13 protein-coding genes are annotated in these 15,539 nt (G+C 58.0%); all 13 read right to left on the bottom strand.

Going from position 1 to position 15,539, the window contains the following annotated elements; all coding sequences use genetic code 11:
- The 13 genes from IFT84_RS05260 to IFT84_RS05200 all read right to left on the bottom strand — a co-directional run bounded on the left by IFT84_RS05260 (window position 1) and on the right by IFT84_RS05200 (window position 15,324).
- The gene (locus IFT84_RS05260) at window positions 1-1,407 is read right to left on the bottom strand and encodes an MFS transporter (protein WP_192117630.1); all 1,407 of its coding nucleotides are present in this window, start codon (window positions 1,405-1,407) and stop codon (window positions 1-3) included.
- Between the two features lie 620 nt (window positions 1,408-2,027).
- The gene (locus IFT84_RS05255) at window positions 2,028-3,323 is read right to left on the bottom strand and encodes an LLM class flavin-dependent oxidoreductase (RefSeq protein WP_192117629.1); all 1,296 of its coding nucleotides are present in this window, start codon (window positions 3,321-3,323) and stop codon (window positions 2,028-2,030) included.
- Window positions 3,324-3,337: 14 nt separating this feature from the next.
- Window positions 3,338-4,684, bottom strand: a complete 1,347-nt coding sequence (locus IFT84_RS05250; protein WP_192117628.1) for an MmgE/PrpD family protein — start codon at window positions 4,682-4,684, stop codon at window positions 3,338-3,340.
- A gap of 2 nt (window positions 4,685-4,686) precedes the next feature.
- Window positions 4,687-5,472 carry an amino acid ABC transporter ATP-binding protein gene (locus tag IFT84_RS05245; protein ID WP_192117627.1) on the bottom strand — a complete coding sequence of 262 codons (786 nt, stop codon included), beginning with the start codon at window positions 5,470-5,472 and terminating at the stop codon, window positions 4,687-4,689.
- A gap of 13 nt (window positions 5,473-5,485) precedes the next feature.
- The gene (locus tag IFT84_RS05240) at window positions 5,486-6,199 is read right to left on the bottom strand and encodes an amino acid ABC transporter permease (protein WP_244651106.1); all 714 of its coding nucleotides are present in this window, start codon (window positions 6,197-6,199) and stop codon (window positions 5,486-5,488) included.
- Window positions 6,200-6,270: 71 nt separating this feature from the next.
- Window positions 6,271-7,017 carry an amino acid ABC transporter permease gene (locus IFT84_RS05235; protein ID WP_192117626.1) on the bottom strand — a complete coding sequence of 249 codons (747 nt, stop codon included), beginning with the start codon at window positions 7,015-7,017 and terminating at the stop codon, window positions 6,271-6,273.
- 23 nt (window positions 7,018-7,040) lie between these two features.
- Window positions 7,041-7,874, bottom strand: a complete 834-nt coding sequence (locus tag IFT84_RS05230) for a transporter substrate-binding domain-containing protein (protein ID WP_192117625.1) — start codon at window positions 7,872-7,874, stop codon at window positions 7,041-7,043.
- A gap of 221 nt (window positions 7,875-8,095) precedes the next feature.
- Entirely contained in the window at window positions 8,096-9,388 is a 1,293-nt protein-coding gene (locus IFT84_RS05225) for an amidohydrolase family protein (RefSeq protein ID WP_192117624.1), read from the bottom strand.
- Between the two features lie 33 nt (window positions 9,389-9,421).
- Window positions 9,422-10,366 (bottom strand): ABC transporter permease, encoded by a 945-nt coding sequence (locus IFT84_RS05220; protein ID WP_192117623.1) that lies wholly within the window; start codon window positions 10,364-10,366, stop codon window positions 9,422-9,424.
- Window positions 10,363-11,412: an ABC transporter permease gene (locus IFT84_RS05215; RefSeq protein WP_192117622.1), complete on the bottom strand. Its 1,050-nt coding sequence runs from the start codon at window positions 11,410-11,412 to the stop codon at window positions 10,363-10,365. The genes IFT84_RS05220 and IFT84_RS05215 overlap by 4 nt, the downstream gene beginning before the upstream one ends.
- Window positions 11,402-12,922 carry an ABC transporter ATP-binding protein gene (locus IFT84_RS05210; protein ID WP_192117621.1) on the bottom strand — a complete coding sequence of 507 codons (1,521 nt, stop codon included), beginning with the start codon at window positions 12,920-12,922 and terminating at the stop codon, window positions 11,402-11,404. Before IFT84_RS05210 ends, IFT84_RS05215 begins: the two co-directional genes overlap by 11 nt.
- Entirely contained in the window at window positions 12,919-14,325 is a 1,407-nt protein-coding gene (locus IFT84_RS05205) for an amidase (protein WP_192117620.1), read from the bottom strand. Before IFT84_RS05205 ends, IFT84_RS05210 begins: the two co-directional genes overlap by 4 nt.
- Before the next feature lie 12 nt (window positions 14,326-14,337).
- Window positions 14,338-15,324, bottom strand: coding sequence for a BMP family protein (locus IFT84_RS05200; protein WP_192117619.1), 987 nt, complete (start codon window positions 15,322-15,324; stop codon window positions 14,338-14,340).
- Between the last annotated feature and the right edge of the window lie 215 nt (window positions 15,325-15,539).

Here is a 15,539-nt window from a genome sequence, read left to right as displayed (position 1 = left end):
TTAGTCGGTTCCGGCGCACGCCGCTGCCACTTTGCGCATTGACACCAGCCAAATGATCAAGCCGCAGACCGCAAATCCAGCAAGGGCAAGATACGCGACAGAGAAGCCGTAGGTTGAGACGATGACACCGGCGATAGCGGGACTCAAGGAGGCACCGATACCCTGGACGGTCATCACGGCGCCAAGTCCGGCATTGATATGCCCGGTGCCTTTCAAGATGCGAGCGACGAGGCCGGGAACCGCCACGCCCAGCAAACCTGCACCGACACCATCCAGCATCTGAACTGGGATCAATGCATAGGGATTCGGCCATAGGCCAGCTATCAGGCCACGAATGGGAAGCGCGATTAGAGCTGCAACAAGAAGCAGGAAGTAGCCTCGCCTTCCAGCAAATCCGGCTGCCAGCAGCGCAATCGGTATCATTGTGAGTTGCGCAATAATCACGGTGGCAGCGGTGTAGGAAACCGGATCGGAGAGAAGGCTTTCAAGCGTGCTATGCTGATTGACTGGCTTTGCTGCCGGCTGGCCGGGTGTCGACTGCCCCGGCGGCACCATTGTTGGTTGGTCGGTCTGTCCGTTTGCTGCATTGATCGAAGTCGCTGGCGTTGGCGTGTTGGCATCGGTCTGAGTAGAAGACTGGGTAGCAACCTGTTGGCCAAGAAGCGGAAGCATCGCACCGTTCCCGAAGTGAAACAGCATGAGCGTCGCGGCCAGTATGATCAGCGGCGTTGATTTCCACAAAACGCTGAAACCCGATGGCGCTTGTTTTTCTTTCCCGTCGCTCTTCTCGATGCCGCGTGCGGCGTCATGGTCAATGTCATCGGCCTTGATGGTCAGTACTGCTGCGATTGAACCAATGGCCATAAGCGTCATTAAAATGAAAACCGCCGTCAATCCGAACTCATAGCCAAAGAAGCCAGCACCGGCAGCGGCAAAGACATTGCCGCCATGGTTCCAGGCCTCGTTGCGTCCTAGCTGCGGGGCAAGACCCCCCTGCCCGACCAGTCCGAGTGTGAGCCCTGCAATGGCCGGACCTATCGCGGCACCCGCGATGCCCGTTGCAATCTGCGACGCGGTAACAAAGGCGACAGTCGGGACAAAAAGGATCGCAAGCGATGCGACGATGACCAGAGCGGCACAAAACGCCACCATAAAGCGCTTGGCTTTAGACGCGTCTGCCAGTGCGCCGAGCGGTGTTGTGGCGAGCATCCCGGCAATACCCCCAATCGTCATGACGACGCCGATTGTCGCGGTACTCCATCCCTGCCCGATCAGAAAGATTCCGAGGAATGGACCGAGCCCGTCTCGCACGTCGGCAAGGAAAAAGTTAACAGCGCTCAGGGCCTTAAGTGAACGGGATCTAGGCACCACCGTTGCAGCGGCAGCCCTTGTGTCGACGTTGCTCATAACAAATTCCTGGGCTGGCGCTGAAAGCGGGTTTGAAAGATTTGGCTTCGTAACGCGTTCGAGCTTAGTTAGTTGCAAGTGCCCTTATATATCTTGACAAAAACGTCAAGCCGGTTCGGCCATGCTGTCAACACGAGCTGACAAAAATCTGCTAGGGACTTGATTCCATCATCAGATGGCTTGGAGCACCGCTCATTGCTGAGGTCGTACAGATAACAAGGCAGGCCGCTCGGGCAGGCAAATCAGAAGCAGACGCTGCTTCCGCCAGCAAACCGCTACGCGCAGCGGCCAACGAAGTTTAAGCTTGGAACACGTCTCTATAACAGAGATTCGCACAGGAACCATTCAGTCCCATTCCGAACAAGTGTTTGACGCCACCGATGATCTGGCGAGCTTTCAGAAGGTCGGTGTCATTATCTCCGGATCGACCGACTAACGCGCTACCGAGCTGCGGCAGTTAAACAACGATATTCATTTCGGTTGCAATGCGTGACAATGGCAGCGGGTTCACCCGCAACGCGATCCTGAAATGGACGGATCGGGCCAAGGTGGACTGGCACTACATCGCGCCGGCCAAGACAAACATTGCCGTTGCGCTCGACGCTAAATGGCAACAAAATCTAAAGTGCCGGCCGGGTCAGACCTAAATGATCACGCAGGGTCGAGCCGGTGTAGTCTGTCCGGAACAGGCCACGCTCTTGCAGGATCGGCACGACGAGCTGGGTGAATTCTTCTAGTCCGCCGGGGAAAAAGGGCGGCATGACGTTGAAACCATCGGCCGCGCGGCCATCGAACCATTGCTGCATACGGTCGGCGATGTCCGAAGGCGTTCCCAGTACGATATGGTGCCCGCGACCAGCAGCAACACGCAATGCCAGTTGTCGAATTGACAAGTTCTCGCGGCGAGCAAGCGCTGTCAACAACTCGGCACGGCTACGCAGTTGGTCGGAGATCGGCAGGTCCGGTAGCGGTCCATCCGGGTCGTAATCGGCAAGACTGTGGCCGATGCGTTCTTCCAAGAGCGGCATGGCGCTTTTAAGGTCGGTCCACTGATCGAGTTCAGCAAGCTTGTCGGCCGCCTCCTTCATTGTACGGCCAATGACCGGTAGAAAACCGGGCATGACGGCGACGTCATCAGCGCGACGACCGGCCTTCTCAACGCGCTGTTTCAAGCTCTTGTAGAACGCTTGCGCTTCGGAAAGGCTTTGCTGGGCGGTAAACACCACATCGGCGGTACGCGCCGCAAGATCCTGACCGGGGCCGGAGGAACCGGCCTGGATGAGAATGGGATGGCCCTGCGGCGAACGCGGAATATTCAGCGGTCCCTTGACCGAATGATATTTACCCTTGTGATCCAGTACATGCACCTTGTTTGGGTCGGCATAAACACCCGTCTCCTTGTTCTTGACGAATGCGTCGTCGTCCCAACTGTCCCACAGGCCCCTCACCGCATCGACAAATTCTTCCGCCACGGCATACCGTTCGTCATGTTCTGGATGCGACCGGGAAAAATTGTTGGCCGTGTTGGCGTAAGACGTGGTGACAATGTTCCAGGCGGCGCGGCCATGGCTCAAATGGTCAATCGAGGAAAACGCACGCGCCGTGTGATAGGGCTCGCCATAGGTGGTGGATGATGTGGCGGCAAGGCCGATCTTGTCCGTGACCATGGCCAGCGCTGCCAGCAGGGTCAGTGGCTCGAAACGGGCGATGGTGGACGGGTGTGCATCGACACCGCTGGTCAGGCCGTCGGCCAGAAACACCATATCAAATTTTGCCTGTTCGGCCATCTGCGACACGCGCCGCAGGAGGTCGAAATTCTCGCTGCCAGCCTCGGCCTGCGGGTGACGCCAGCCTGAAACGTGGTGGCCCGCGCCCTGCAGGAAAAGGCCGAGATGGATTTGTCTCTTGACACTCATGGCAACATCTTTCGTCAAATGTGGTTCTGATTGAGCAGGGCAAGCAGCCGGGTCAGGTCGGCATTGCTCCTCATGCTGCGGACAAGATCGGGAATGTCGGCGAATGCAGGATTGCCAACGGTTGCGTCGCGAAACTTATCCGTCGGATCGGTCACGCCCGGGAGGCCGTCGAAGCGACGAGTGATCGTGCTGCCATCCTTTTGCGAAAGATCCAATACGACAAAACGCGTGCTTGGATCGTTTGACATACGCGGCGCGCTTTCGTCATGACGGCGACCCGCGCGGGTGGCGAGGGTCATGATCCGGTTTTCGACGGGGCGGTCGTCAAAATGATCAAGCCGCAACGCGCCATCGATCAAGGCGGCAGAAAACACGTATTCCGGGCTGAAACGCGCCTCGATGCCGTTGGTCGGTTTTGTGACCACCAACGCGGCATCAGCACCGGGCGGATAGGTGAAGATGATATTTTCAATCTGTTCCGCGCTTAATCCTTCCCGGTGCAGATCGATCCCAAGAGAGGCGACCGGGTGGCTGGCCGTGCAGCAGGGATAGGCTTTCAGTGTCAAGCCAGGCGAGACAATCTGCCACGGCGCGCCCCAGTTTTCGCTTGCAAGTTCCGGCTTTCCGGCACCGAATGCATAAGCCGAATGGAAACCTACGGCGTTATCGAGAAAATCTCGCGCGCCGCTGAAACCGGCCTTAGCAAGACGTGCAGCGAGAAGGCCGGAGCGCGCCGCCATGCCAGCATGATATGGTTTCGCATCGAAGCCAAATTGCAGCCGCAGCCCAGCTGCCTGTGTTGCTGCGAGTCCCAGCGCGGTGGCCGTGTTCTCAACGGATGCGCCGGTCAGATGGGAAATCGCAGCCACCACACCGATGGGACCGAGCGTTGCGGTGGCGTGAAAGCCATTCTCATAATGTCTGGAGCCAAGCGAGAGGCCAAGTCGCGCCATAGCCTCAAGGCCGACCACATAGGCTGCGATAAATTCTTCGGCAGAAAATTCGCGCTCGGCGGCAAGGGCGATCAACGCCGGAATGATGACGGTTGTCGGATGACCGCGCACGCTGGCATGGACATCGTCATAATCCAGCACATGCCCGGCATAACCGTTGACCACGGCAGCAACAAGCGGATCCGTTTTCCTGTTGCTGCCCACAAGGATCGCCTCACCCGGCAGATTGGCACCGACAGCCTCGGCCAGAATGCTGGTGGTGCGGTCGGCTGCACCGGCGATGGCGCAGGCGAAGAAATCGATGATCGCCGTGCGCGCTGCATCCATAGCAACGGCATCGCTCCTCGGATCGGAGTGAGCAATTGCGGTGGCGAATGCGGTGGTCAGTGGTGCGTTGAGGAGCGCCATCTTTAAATTCCTTCGCCGTCGCGCACCGCGCCGCGCCCGGACAAGCCACCTACAAACTGGCGGATGCGCGGATTGTCCGAGGTATGAAAGATCTGTTGTGGTGAACCGGTATCAACGATGCGCCCATTTTCTGTAAAGACCACAGTGTCGCTAATCTCTTCGGCAAACCGCATTTCATGGGTCACGAGAATGCTTGTCATGCCGTCACGAATAAGGTCGCGGATCACCCACAAAACCTCGCCCACAGTTTCGGGGTCGAGCGCGGAGGTAACCTCGTCAAACAGAACCAGTTCCGGCTTCATGGCGAGCGCACGGGCTATCGCCACACGCTGTTGCTGGCCGCCAGACAATTGGCCGGGGTAAGCGTCTGCCTTTTCAGACAAGCGTACTTTTTCCAGCAACTCGCGGGCAAGCTTGACAGTGGCGGTTTTGTCCTCTCCGAGAATACGGGTTGGTGCCAGCACGATGTTGTCGAGCACTGTCAGGTGCGGAAACAGATTGTATTGCTGAAAAACAATGCCGACACGCTTGCGAAGCGCAATCCGCTCGCTTTCTTTTGTCAACTGGTCGACACGCGTTCCGGCAACAGTGATTTTGCCGCTCTGCGGCGTCACCAATGCGTTGATGCAGCGCAAAATAGTAGACTTGCCGGAGCCGGACGGGCCGATGATCGACACTGCATCGCCCTTGTTGACGGCAAGGTCAATGCCCTTGAGCACCTCCGTCTGGCCGAAGGACAGGTGCACGTCTTCCAATTTCACAATCGCGGAGTCGGTGGATGCAGTCATATGAAAAATTCCTTCATCCCGCGTTGAAGCGCTGTTCGAGGCGCCGAGTCAGGCGGGCAATCGGGTAGCAGAGCGTGAAAAAGGCCGCCATGACGACAACATAGGCGATGATGGTGAAGTCGAGCCGGCGCACCGCGGTGCTGGCGTCCGTTGCAGCATGCATCAATTCATGGACACCGACCAGTGAGGCCAGCGAGGTGCCCATAGCCATCGACGACGCCACATTCATCCATGGCGGCAACGAGCGACGCACGCATTGTGGCAGTATGACGAAGCGCAATGCCTGCAAACGCGAAAAGCCGAGACCTTTGGTCGCCTCCCATTGCGTCGTGGGGATTGACAGAACGGCACCGCGGGTAATTTCGGCGATGTAGGCACTGGAAAGAATAGCAAGGCCAATGACTGCCTTAACCCAGTCCGGGAAAGGCAAGTAATTGCCGAACAGGACGATCTCGAATGGAAAGATATACGTGGTCGCAAAAATCAGCACCAGCGCTGGCGCATTGCGGAAAATTTGAACATAGATCTGCGCGGGCCAGCGAACGAACCAATACGACGCAAGCTGCATGAGCCCCAAAATCACCCCTGCCGAGGTGCCCAACGTAACCGCACAGATGGTGATGAGAATATTCATCGAAAAGCCGGATGCCAGATACGGAACCCACTCCAGCAATTCCTTGCCCAGCGTCGGATCGATCAGCGACCAGACGACGACCAACATAGGCATCGCTATGAAACCGATATAACGCAACACACGGCTGCTTGTATTTGTTTCAGGCGCTTGAGTTGCGGGCATGCTCATAGGCCATATCCCGGAATGGCGAGCCTGCGTTCAACCCACCCACCGACCCGGGCCACGACAAAATTGATCAGGCTGAAAAAGGCGAGAAGCACGATCATCAGTTCCACCACATTATCGCGCTGCGTCCAGACCATGATAGACGCGTAGGTGATTTCACTGACCGCGATAGCGTTGCCAACGGTGGTCGATTTGACGAGGCTGATCAGACCGTTGACGATGGCGGGCAGCGACAACCGAAATGCGAGCGGGATCTGCACATAACGCAGGATTTCAAACTGGCTGAAGCCCATGCCGCGCGCGGCCTCGATCATCGATGCTGGCACGGCCTCGATGCCACCACGGATAGCCTCAGCGTGCAGCGCCGCAACGTGAAGGCCAACAACAGCCACAACCCAGAAGAATGGTGAAAGCGGATTGTTCTGCGCACCACCGAGCATGTTGGAAACAACAGTGTTCAGCACAAGAAAACTGAACATCAGTTGCACCAGCGTCGGTGTGTTGCGGGTCAGCTCCACAAAGGCACGGACGGGCGCAGAAAGCCAAAGCCTGCCCGACGTCAGGCAGGCCGCAAAGATCAGGCCGACAATCAGACTGACGGGGATGGTAACTGCGACAAGGTAAAGCGTGGTGATAAATCCGTCACGCCAAATTTGAGCTTCGTAACCCGTTGCCAGAAATTCGTAATTAAGACCTAGCTTGCCCATTAGATCGATGAACAGGCCGGTCAGGTTCATGTCCTGCATATGGCTCTACCGGCGCCGTCCGCCTACTTGGCGGAAAGCTTCTTGTTTTCTTCCTCAAGATACTGAGTGTTGAGTAGGCGATTGGCCTTTGCCAGTTCAAGCATCTTTCCAGAAGCATGCAGTTTTTTCACGGCTCCGTCGAGTGCCGCCTGCGTGTCCTTTTCGCCCTGGCGCAGCCAGATAACGCTATCGGACGGAATCAATTCTGTTGGGAAAGGAATTTCGTAATCCTTCCATTCGTCAGCGCGGTCCTGGAGCAGCAGACCCACAGTCGCACCGACATGAACGGCGGCAACGCAATTGCCACCTTGAAGGGCGAGCAGCGATTCGGGCTGGCTTGGCAAGCCTTTCACAACGGCGCCGTAGGTTTCCGCAAGCGGCTGCGCGTAGTTTGAACCCTGCGAAATGCAGACCGGCTTGCCCTTGAGGTCAGCCCAGTCTTTCAGGCCACTATCCTTGCGCACGACAGCCGCACCACCGGCGCGGTCGTAAGGTGTCGGAACGTAATCAAGCACTTTGGCGCGCTCGTCCGTGTACTGCATGTTGGCGATCAAGATATCGACCTTGCCCTGCTGCAAAAACTGAACACGGTTTGGCGGCGTTACCGTGACCGTTTCCAGTTCAACACCCAGATCGGCGGCCAGCGCCTTGGCGAGGTCGACATTGTAACCCTTCTGCTCCTGCGACTTCGGGGCGATAAAGCCGAACGGCGCACCAGACAGGATAACGCCAACCGTCAGTTTGCCACGGCCCTTGATGCGGTCCAGGGTGGCGTCCGCGGAAGCATGTGTGGCTACCAGTGTAGCGACGGAGAGAGCGAGTCCGAAAATGGTTCTGGCGATGGTGTTGGCAGGCATCAAATGGCTCCTTGTGTGGGGTGTAACATATGAGAAGCGGGGCCTGACCACGAGCAATTTTATTCTAGCTTCGCGGCGCTCGAAGACATTCTTGCCAAGGAAAAGGACTCTTAAGGCAATTTATTTCGCATTTGCCCGTATTTAAGATTTCGTTAAAATTCAGTTCGAACTTCGTGCTGAACCGGAGCCGAATTGTACGCGACTGTGTTTACACATTGTTGTCAACCCGATGCGGGTACGTAGTCCAATCCGGGGTCAATGCTCGTGGGCCTGCCCTTGAGGAAAAGTTCACCAATCCGAGGTGCACTTCGAGAGATGACGTTGCCGTTCTTAATTACATAAAGGCGTGTCGGCTTCAGTCTCAGCGCTTCCACAACATCGGAAGCTTGCAGTACTATTAAATCGGCGTTGCAGCCGACATCGAGGCCATAGCCGTTCAACCCCATGGTCTTGGCGGAGTTGACGGTCAACGCGTCATAAATTTTCTTCTTGTCTTCTATGCCGCCCATCTGCGCCACGTGAATGGCCATGTGGCCCACCTCCAGCATATCGCCCGAGCCCATGGAATACCAAGGGTCCATTGCGCAATCCTGCCCGAAGGACACATTCAGCCCAGCATCCATCAGTTCGCGCACCCGCGTCATGCCGCGACGCTTGGGATAGGTATCGTGGCGGCCCTGCAACATGATGTTGATCAGCGGGTTTGGAATGACGTTGATCTTGGCTTCCGCCATCAGGGGAATAAGCTTCGAGACATAATAATTGTCCATGGAATGCATGGAGGTCAGGTGCGATCCGGCCACGCGCCCCTGCAGGCCGTGGCGTATCGTTTCTGCCGTCAGTGTTTCAATATGACGGGACAGAGGATCGTCGCTTTCATCGCAGTGAATATCCACCGGCAACCCACGCTCCGCCGCAATCCGGCAAAGCGCTTCCAGGGAGCGGCGACCATCGTCCATTGTTCGCTCGAAATGCGGAATGCCCCCGACGATATCGATACCCATATCCAGCGCACGTTCCAGCGAGGCCGCGCCATCCGGCGCGCGGTAATAGCCATCCTGCGGAAAGGCAACCAGTTGCAACGTGATGTAGGGCGCGACGCGCTCGCGCACCTCCAGCATAGCCTCTGCCGTCACCAGACGCGGATCGGACGTATCGACATGGCTGCGAATAAACAGAAGACCCTGGGAGACCGCCAGATCACAATAGCGCAGCGCGCGTTCGACTAGAGCGTCCTTCGTTAACAAGGGCCGCAACTCGCCCCAGAGCGCGATTCCTTCCAGCAGCGTGCCGGAGACATTCATGCGCGGCAATCCCAGCGAAAGGGTTGCATCCATGTGAAAATGCGGATCGCAGAAGGGCGGACTGACAAGCCTGCCGCTCGCATCGATTTCCTCGCCCGCAGACGCCTGCAACAGCTTTTCCACAGCCACGATTTTGCCGTCAGCCAGCCCGATATCGATACCTTGACGACCATCGGGTAGGTTGGCGTTTCGGATAATCAGGTCAAACATGCTGCTCTCCTCGGGTATTGCAACGCAAACACATCAACGCTCGCCGCGCCGATAGGGCTGCATCAACGCTTGCGGAACACGCGCGCGACGCGCCATCAGCGCCAGCGCCGCGATGGACAGGACATAGGGAATCATCAGAAACAGTTGGTAGGGAACTGCACCCCCAAGCACGGTTTGCAGCCGAAGCTGGAAGCCATCAAAAAACGCGAACAGCAGCGCGCCGAGCAACGCCCGTTCCGGCCGCCACGACGAAAAGACGACGAGCGCAATGCAAATCCAGCCGCGCCCCTGCACCATGGTCGGAAAAAAGCTGTTGAAGGCCGACAATGTCAAAAACGCACCTGCCATGCCCATCAATGCACTGCCAGCAATGACCGCGCCATAGCGCACAGCCATCGGATTGATGCCCTGCGCTTCCGCCGCATGGGGGTTTTCGCCCGTCATGCGGATGGCAAGGCCAAGCGGCGTACGGAAAATCAGGTAGGCAAGCACCAGAGCCAGCAGAATAGCAACATAGGTGGGCGGCGTCTGGACGAAAAATGCCGGGCCCACGAAGGGGAGATCACTCAAGCCCGGAATGGCAATCGGCTGGAACGGCGTAATTGTCGGTGGCGTACCGGCCACAGGCACGGCCAGACGGAATACATAATAGCTGAAACTGGCAGCAAACAGCGTAACGCCCAATCCCGCCACATGCTGCGAAAGGCCGAGCGTGACCGTCAGGCCCGCATGCAGCAAGCCGAACAAACCGCCAGCCAGCGCTGCCACGAGAAAGCCCGTCCAGAGATCCGCGCCGTTGTAGACCGTCAACCAGCCAATCATCGCGCCGAAGGTCATGATGCCTTCAATACCGAGATTGAGCACCCCTGCCCGCTCGCACAGCAGCGCGCCAAGCGTGCCGAGAATCAGAGGCGTGGCGATGCGGAAGACCGCTGCCCACAGCCCCGCCGATGCAAGTATGTCAAACACGGCGCTCATCGGCGAATCCTGTATTGGGTAAAGAAGACGGCGATCAGCATAGTCAGCAAAGACAGTGCCACGATGACATCGGCAATATAGCTGGGAATGCCAAGGCTGCGGCTCATGCCATCCGCGCCCACGAACATGGTGGCCGTAAACAGCCCTGCCAAGACGACGCCGAACGGATTGAGATTGGCCAGCATAGCCACCACAATGCCGGAATATCCATAGCCACGGGAAAGTTCTGTTGTCACATAGCCCTGCACACCCATCACCTCCACAGCACCTGCCAGCCCGGCCAGTCCACCGGATATGCACGCTACAATGACGAGCGTGCGCTTGAGCGGCACACCGGCATAGGCAGCACCCTGTGGATTGAGACCGGCGGCGCGCGATTGCAGACCGAAGACGGTGCGGGCTTCGACAAACGCCAGAACGAGCGCAAGAACAACAGCGATCAACAGGCCAATATGCAGCCGCGAGCGCGCCAGAATCTTCGGCAACATCGCCGCATCCGCCACCGGCTGCGACTGGGGCCAGCCAAACGCCATCGGATCTTTCAAGACCGTATCAATCAGCATGGACACAATCAGCACGGCAACGAAATTCAACAGCAGCGTCGTCACCACCTCATCAACGGAGAATCGCAACCGCATCCAGAGCGGCACCAGCAGAAGCGCCATGCCAGCAAGCGCTCCCAACATCAGAAGCAGCGGAATTTGTAGGATGGACGGCATATCCCCCAAAAATCGGGAGCTTGCCCATGCCACCGTGATAGCACCGAAATACAACTGCCCCTCAGCGCCAATATTCCAAAGCCGAGCCCGAAACGCGACCGCCGCAGCCAACCCTGTTAAAATCAAAGGTGTTGCGCGGGTCAGCGTTTCGGTTGCTGCAAGCCGAGAGCCGAATGCCCCTTGCAGAATACGCCAATAGGCTTCCAGAACCGGCGCACCGGCAATGACAATCAGAACGCCAGCGATAGCAAGTGCCGAGGCAATAGCAATCAGCGGTGTTGCGATGACGAGCGCCACCGAGCGATGTTCGCGCCGTTCAAACCGCATGGGCCGCCTCCTGCATCCACTCACCGGCCATCATCAGCCCTAACCGGCGCGCCGATGCCTCTTCAGAGCCAATAGGCGGCGATAGCCTGCCACCGACAATGGCCTGTATGCGGTCGGCAAGCGCCATGACCTCATCCAGATCTTCCGAGATTAAAAGCACGGCTGCGCCCTGTCGCCGCGCATCGAGAATGCGCTCATGCACCGCTGCAACGGCACCTTCATCCAGCCCCCGCGCGGGCTGCGCGGCAAGCAGTATGCGCGGCCGGTTGATCAGATTGCGTCCCAGAATGAGCTTCTGCATGTTGCCGCCCGACAATAGCCGGGTGCGGCTGGTGGGCGTGCCGCCGCGAACATCGAACTGATCGATTATTGTCTGCGCGAAGGCAATGGCCGCCTTTCGATCCACCAATCCACGGCTGGCAAACGAGCCCAGCCGTTCCAGTATCGCGTTTTCCCAGATTGTCATCTCGCCGATGGCCCCTTCCCGGTTCCGGTCCTCCGGGATGCGGCCAATACCAGCCGCTACTGCGTCTTCGACTGAAAGGCGGTTCACCTCTTTGCCAAACAATCGAATATCGCCGCCGCTCTTGGCCAACGTGCCGGACAAAAGCTGTGCCAGCGTGGCCTGCCCGTTGCCTGAAACGCCTATGATGCCAAGCACTTCGCCCGCGCATAGATGAAAATCCACTGACTTCAGTCGATCGACACCGCCAGCACGCACGCTCACGCCTACGGCCTCCAGCACCCGTTCGCCAGGCGTTGATGGCGCTCTGACAGGCCGGGTGACTGTGCGTCCCACCATCAGTTCGGCAAGTTCGGCTTTTGTGGTTTCCGTCGTCCTTCGCTCCGCCACATGGCGACCGCCACGCAGCACCACCACACGGTCTGCAGCGGACATGACCTCGTCCAGCTTGTGCGAAATGAAAATAAGCGACAGGCCCTGCGCTGCCATGTCTTTCAACGTTGTAAACAATCGCTCGGATTCAATTTGCGTCAGCACGGCTGTCGGTTCATCGAGGACCAGAATCCGAGCCTCATTATACAGCGCTTTCAAAATCTCCACGCGCTGCTGCTCACCTACCGAAAGGTCGCCGAGCCTTGCATCCGGATCGACCTTCAGGCCGAAGCGCTGCGAGATCGCCATTAGCTTCGTGCGCGCTTCCAGTCGGCGCGACCTCGGTGACCAAAGGCTCTCCGTGCCGGTCGTTACGTTGTCCAGCACGGTGAGGTTGGGCGCCAAAGCAAAGTGCTGGTGCACCATGCCAATACCCGCGCGGATTGCTGCTCTCGGTTTACCGGGCGGTAGTTGCTGTCCGTCGATCAGCACCCGGCCCGTATCGGGAACGTAGTGCCCGAAGAGTATGCTCATCAGCGTCGTCTTGCCTGCGCCATTTTCGCCAAGCAGCGCAACGATTTCCCCCTTGCCGAGCGACAGCGAGATATCGTCATTGGCAAGGGTCGAGCCGAACCGCTTGCTGACCCTTATAATGTCCAGAACAGGTTTGTTCATGCGTCCAGTCCCGCAACGGAAAATCGATGCTGCCAGCGGCCATCCCGTTCCAACCGCTGTGCCAGTGACAGTAGAACAAGATCATGCCCCATCGGACCGATGATCTGGACAGGGAGCGGCAGGCCTGCGGCATCTGTACCAAACGGCAAGGTTAGCGCGGGAAAGCCGGTAATGTTGGGCAGAGACGCCAGAGGCGCAAAAGCAGCCATGCGCTGAATGTGCAACCCGGTGTCATCATGGTCGAAGGGTAAGGAGCCGATGGGCAGTGGTGCGCTGGACAGCATCGGGGTCAGCAGAACGTCAATGTCATCAAAAATATTCCACAGGGTTCGGCTTGCCTGCACCCCGGCGTCCAGCGATGCCCAAAGCGATTGGCCGCTGAGCGCTTGCCCGCGGTTTGCGAAGGCTTGTGTCAGACGTTCGGCCTTTCGCACATCCAGCGCTGCGGTATGGACAAAATTCGCCAGATTGACCCCGATAATATCGGCAAACACGCTGCCGCTTACCCGAGCCGCATCTGCCAGCCTGCTCCAGGGTATACGCACCAGAGAATGCCCTTCCGACTCAAGCGCAGAACCGGCAGCATCGACAGCGGCTGCACGGTCGGCATCAACGGAAAAGTCCGGGCCGCACGCGCTGACAATGCCAATGCGCAAAGAGCCGGATGCAGCCGCAATCAGATCAGGGTCAGCAAAGGGCCCTCGCGCTGTGCCTCTGGCACATTCAAACACCGTCTTCAGGTCTCGCACCGAGCGACAGACAGCCAGCTCACTGGCAATACCGCCCAGATGATTACCGAAGCCGGGGCCAGCGGGCAAAACTCCACGGCTTGCCTTCAGCCCTACAAGCCCGCAGCAGGCAGCGGGAACCCGAATTGATCCCCCGGCGTCCGTGGCATGGGCGATGGCAACGATTCCCGCGGCCACGGCGGCTGCCGCACCGCCTGAAGAGCCACCCGGCGTCAAAGCGGGGTCCAATGGATTTCGGCATATGGGTCCGGCATCCGGCTCGCTGGACAGTGAGAGACCCATTTCCGGAACTGTCGTCAGGCCGAAGAAGCACAAACCAGTTGCGCTTAGTCGTGTGGCAATATCAGACCCCGGCTGCGGCACTCCGCGCTCGATCATGCGGGAGCCGCCCGCAACAGGAAGGCCCGCAAAAGGACCTCCTAGATCCTTGGCGAGGCTCGGCACACCGCCAAACGGCACTGCCATCCCTGCGTCGGCAAGCAGCCGTTTATCGATAGCTCGGGCCGCTCGCAGGCCCAGATCGGGGTCGAGATACGAAATCGAGCCCAGATCTGCGCATTTCTCAGCCCGATCGAGAGACGCGTGCATGGCTTCCACCGCACTAACGCGACCCGTGCGGATCGCATCAGCCAGTGACGTTGCATCATGTAGCATTGTGCAGTCCGGTTACTTCGGTTCGTCCATCACGCGTGGCACTTCAAAGGTGCCAGCTTTGATCTCTGCACGCTTGGCTTCCATGGCGGCTTCCGCTTCCGCGGATGCGACACCCTTAACGAACACGATGTCGCTGCCGCCCTCCTTCATCAAGCCGTACGCTGTGTAGTCCCGACCAGTGGCCTTGCCCGCAGTCGCGTCTGCAAGGGCTGCGTTGAGGATCGGACGGAAATTCCAAAGCGCGTTGGCGAATACGGTTTCCGGATAACGCGGCGTATAATCAATCAGCGAACCAACCGATTTGATCCCGCGCTCTTTCGCAGCGTCGGCTGTGCCGATACGCTCGCCGAACAGCACGTCCGCACCGGCATCGATCTGTGCAAGCCCCGCTTCACGCGCTTTTGGTGGATCGAAGAACGTGCCAATGAAGGTCACGAGGTGCTTGGCATCGGGATTGACGGCCTTTACGCCCGCGCCAAAGGCGTTGACCAGCATATTAACCTCTGGAATCGGCATTGCGGCAACTGAGCCAACCACATTCGATTTCGTCATTTTGCCGGCCAGCATGCCTGCGAGATAGGCGCCATCGAAGTTCCATGTTCCGAACACACCGAAATTTTCCCAGGCCTCCTTGCCGCTCGACCCCATCAGAAACGCAGTGTCTGGGTAATCGACGGCAACTTCGCGGGCCTGTTTCTCAACTGGAAATGTCTCACCGACAATCAGTTTCGCGCCCTGTTCAGCATATTCTCGCATCGCCCGCGGATAGTCTGTACCCGACACCCCCTCCGAAAATACGTATTCGATAACGCCCTCTTTCGCGGCATCCTGCAACGCTTTGTGCAGCACGGAATTCCATGCATTTTCCACTGGAGAGCCGTGAATACCAGCGACTTTGACCGGCGCAGCAGCTCGAGCAAAAGGGATAAAGGCGGACGCGCTGAGCGCAAGACCAGACGCAAGAACCCCGCGCCGGGACAAAAGAATTTTGCTGGTCATAGATGTGTTCCCCAATTTTTACCAACTGGTGAAAATTGTTATTGGATGCACAAAATCAAGTCAAGTATTTATAATGCCTATAATTTATGCTCACTGCCGTTATTTTTTGCTTCTAGACTTTGCCGGTAAAGTGGGGATATCTACAGGCGATATTAGGGCGTGTCGTCAGTTGAGTAGCTTCCGGCGGCAGATTCCCAAATCAGATTTTATGTGAT

The sequence above is a fragment of the Rhizobium sp. CFBP 8762 genome, assembly GCF_014841565.1.
Lineage (GTDB): Bacteria > Pseudomonadota > Alphaproteobacteria > Rhizobiales > Rhizobiaceae > CFBP-8762.
This window is presented reverse-complemented; position numbering and strand designations above follow the sequence as displayed.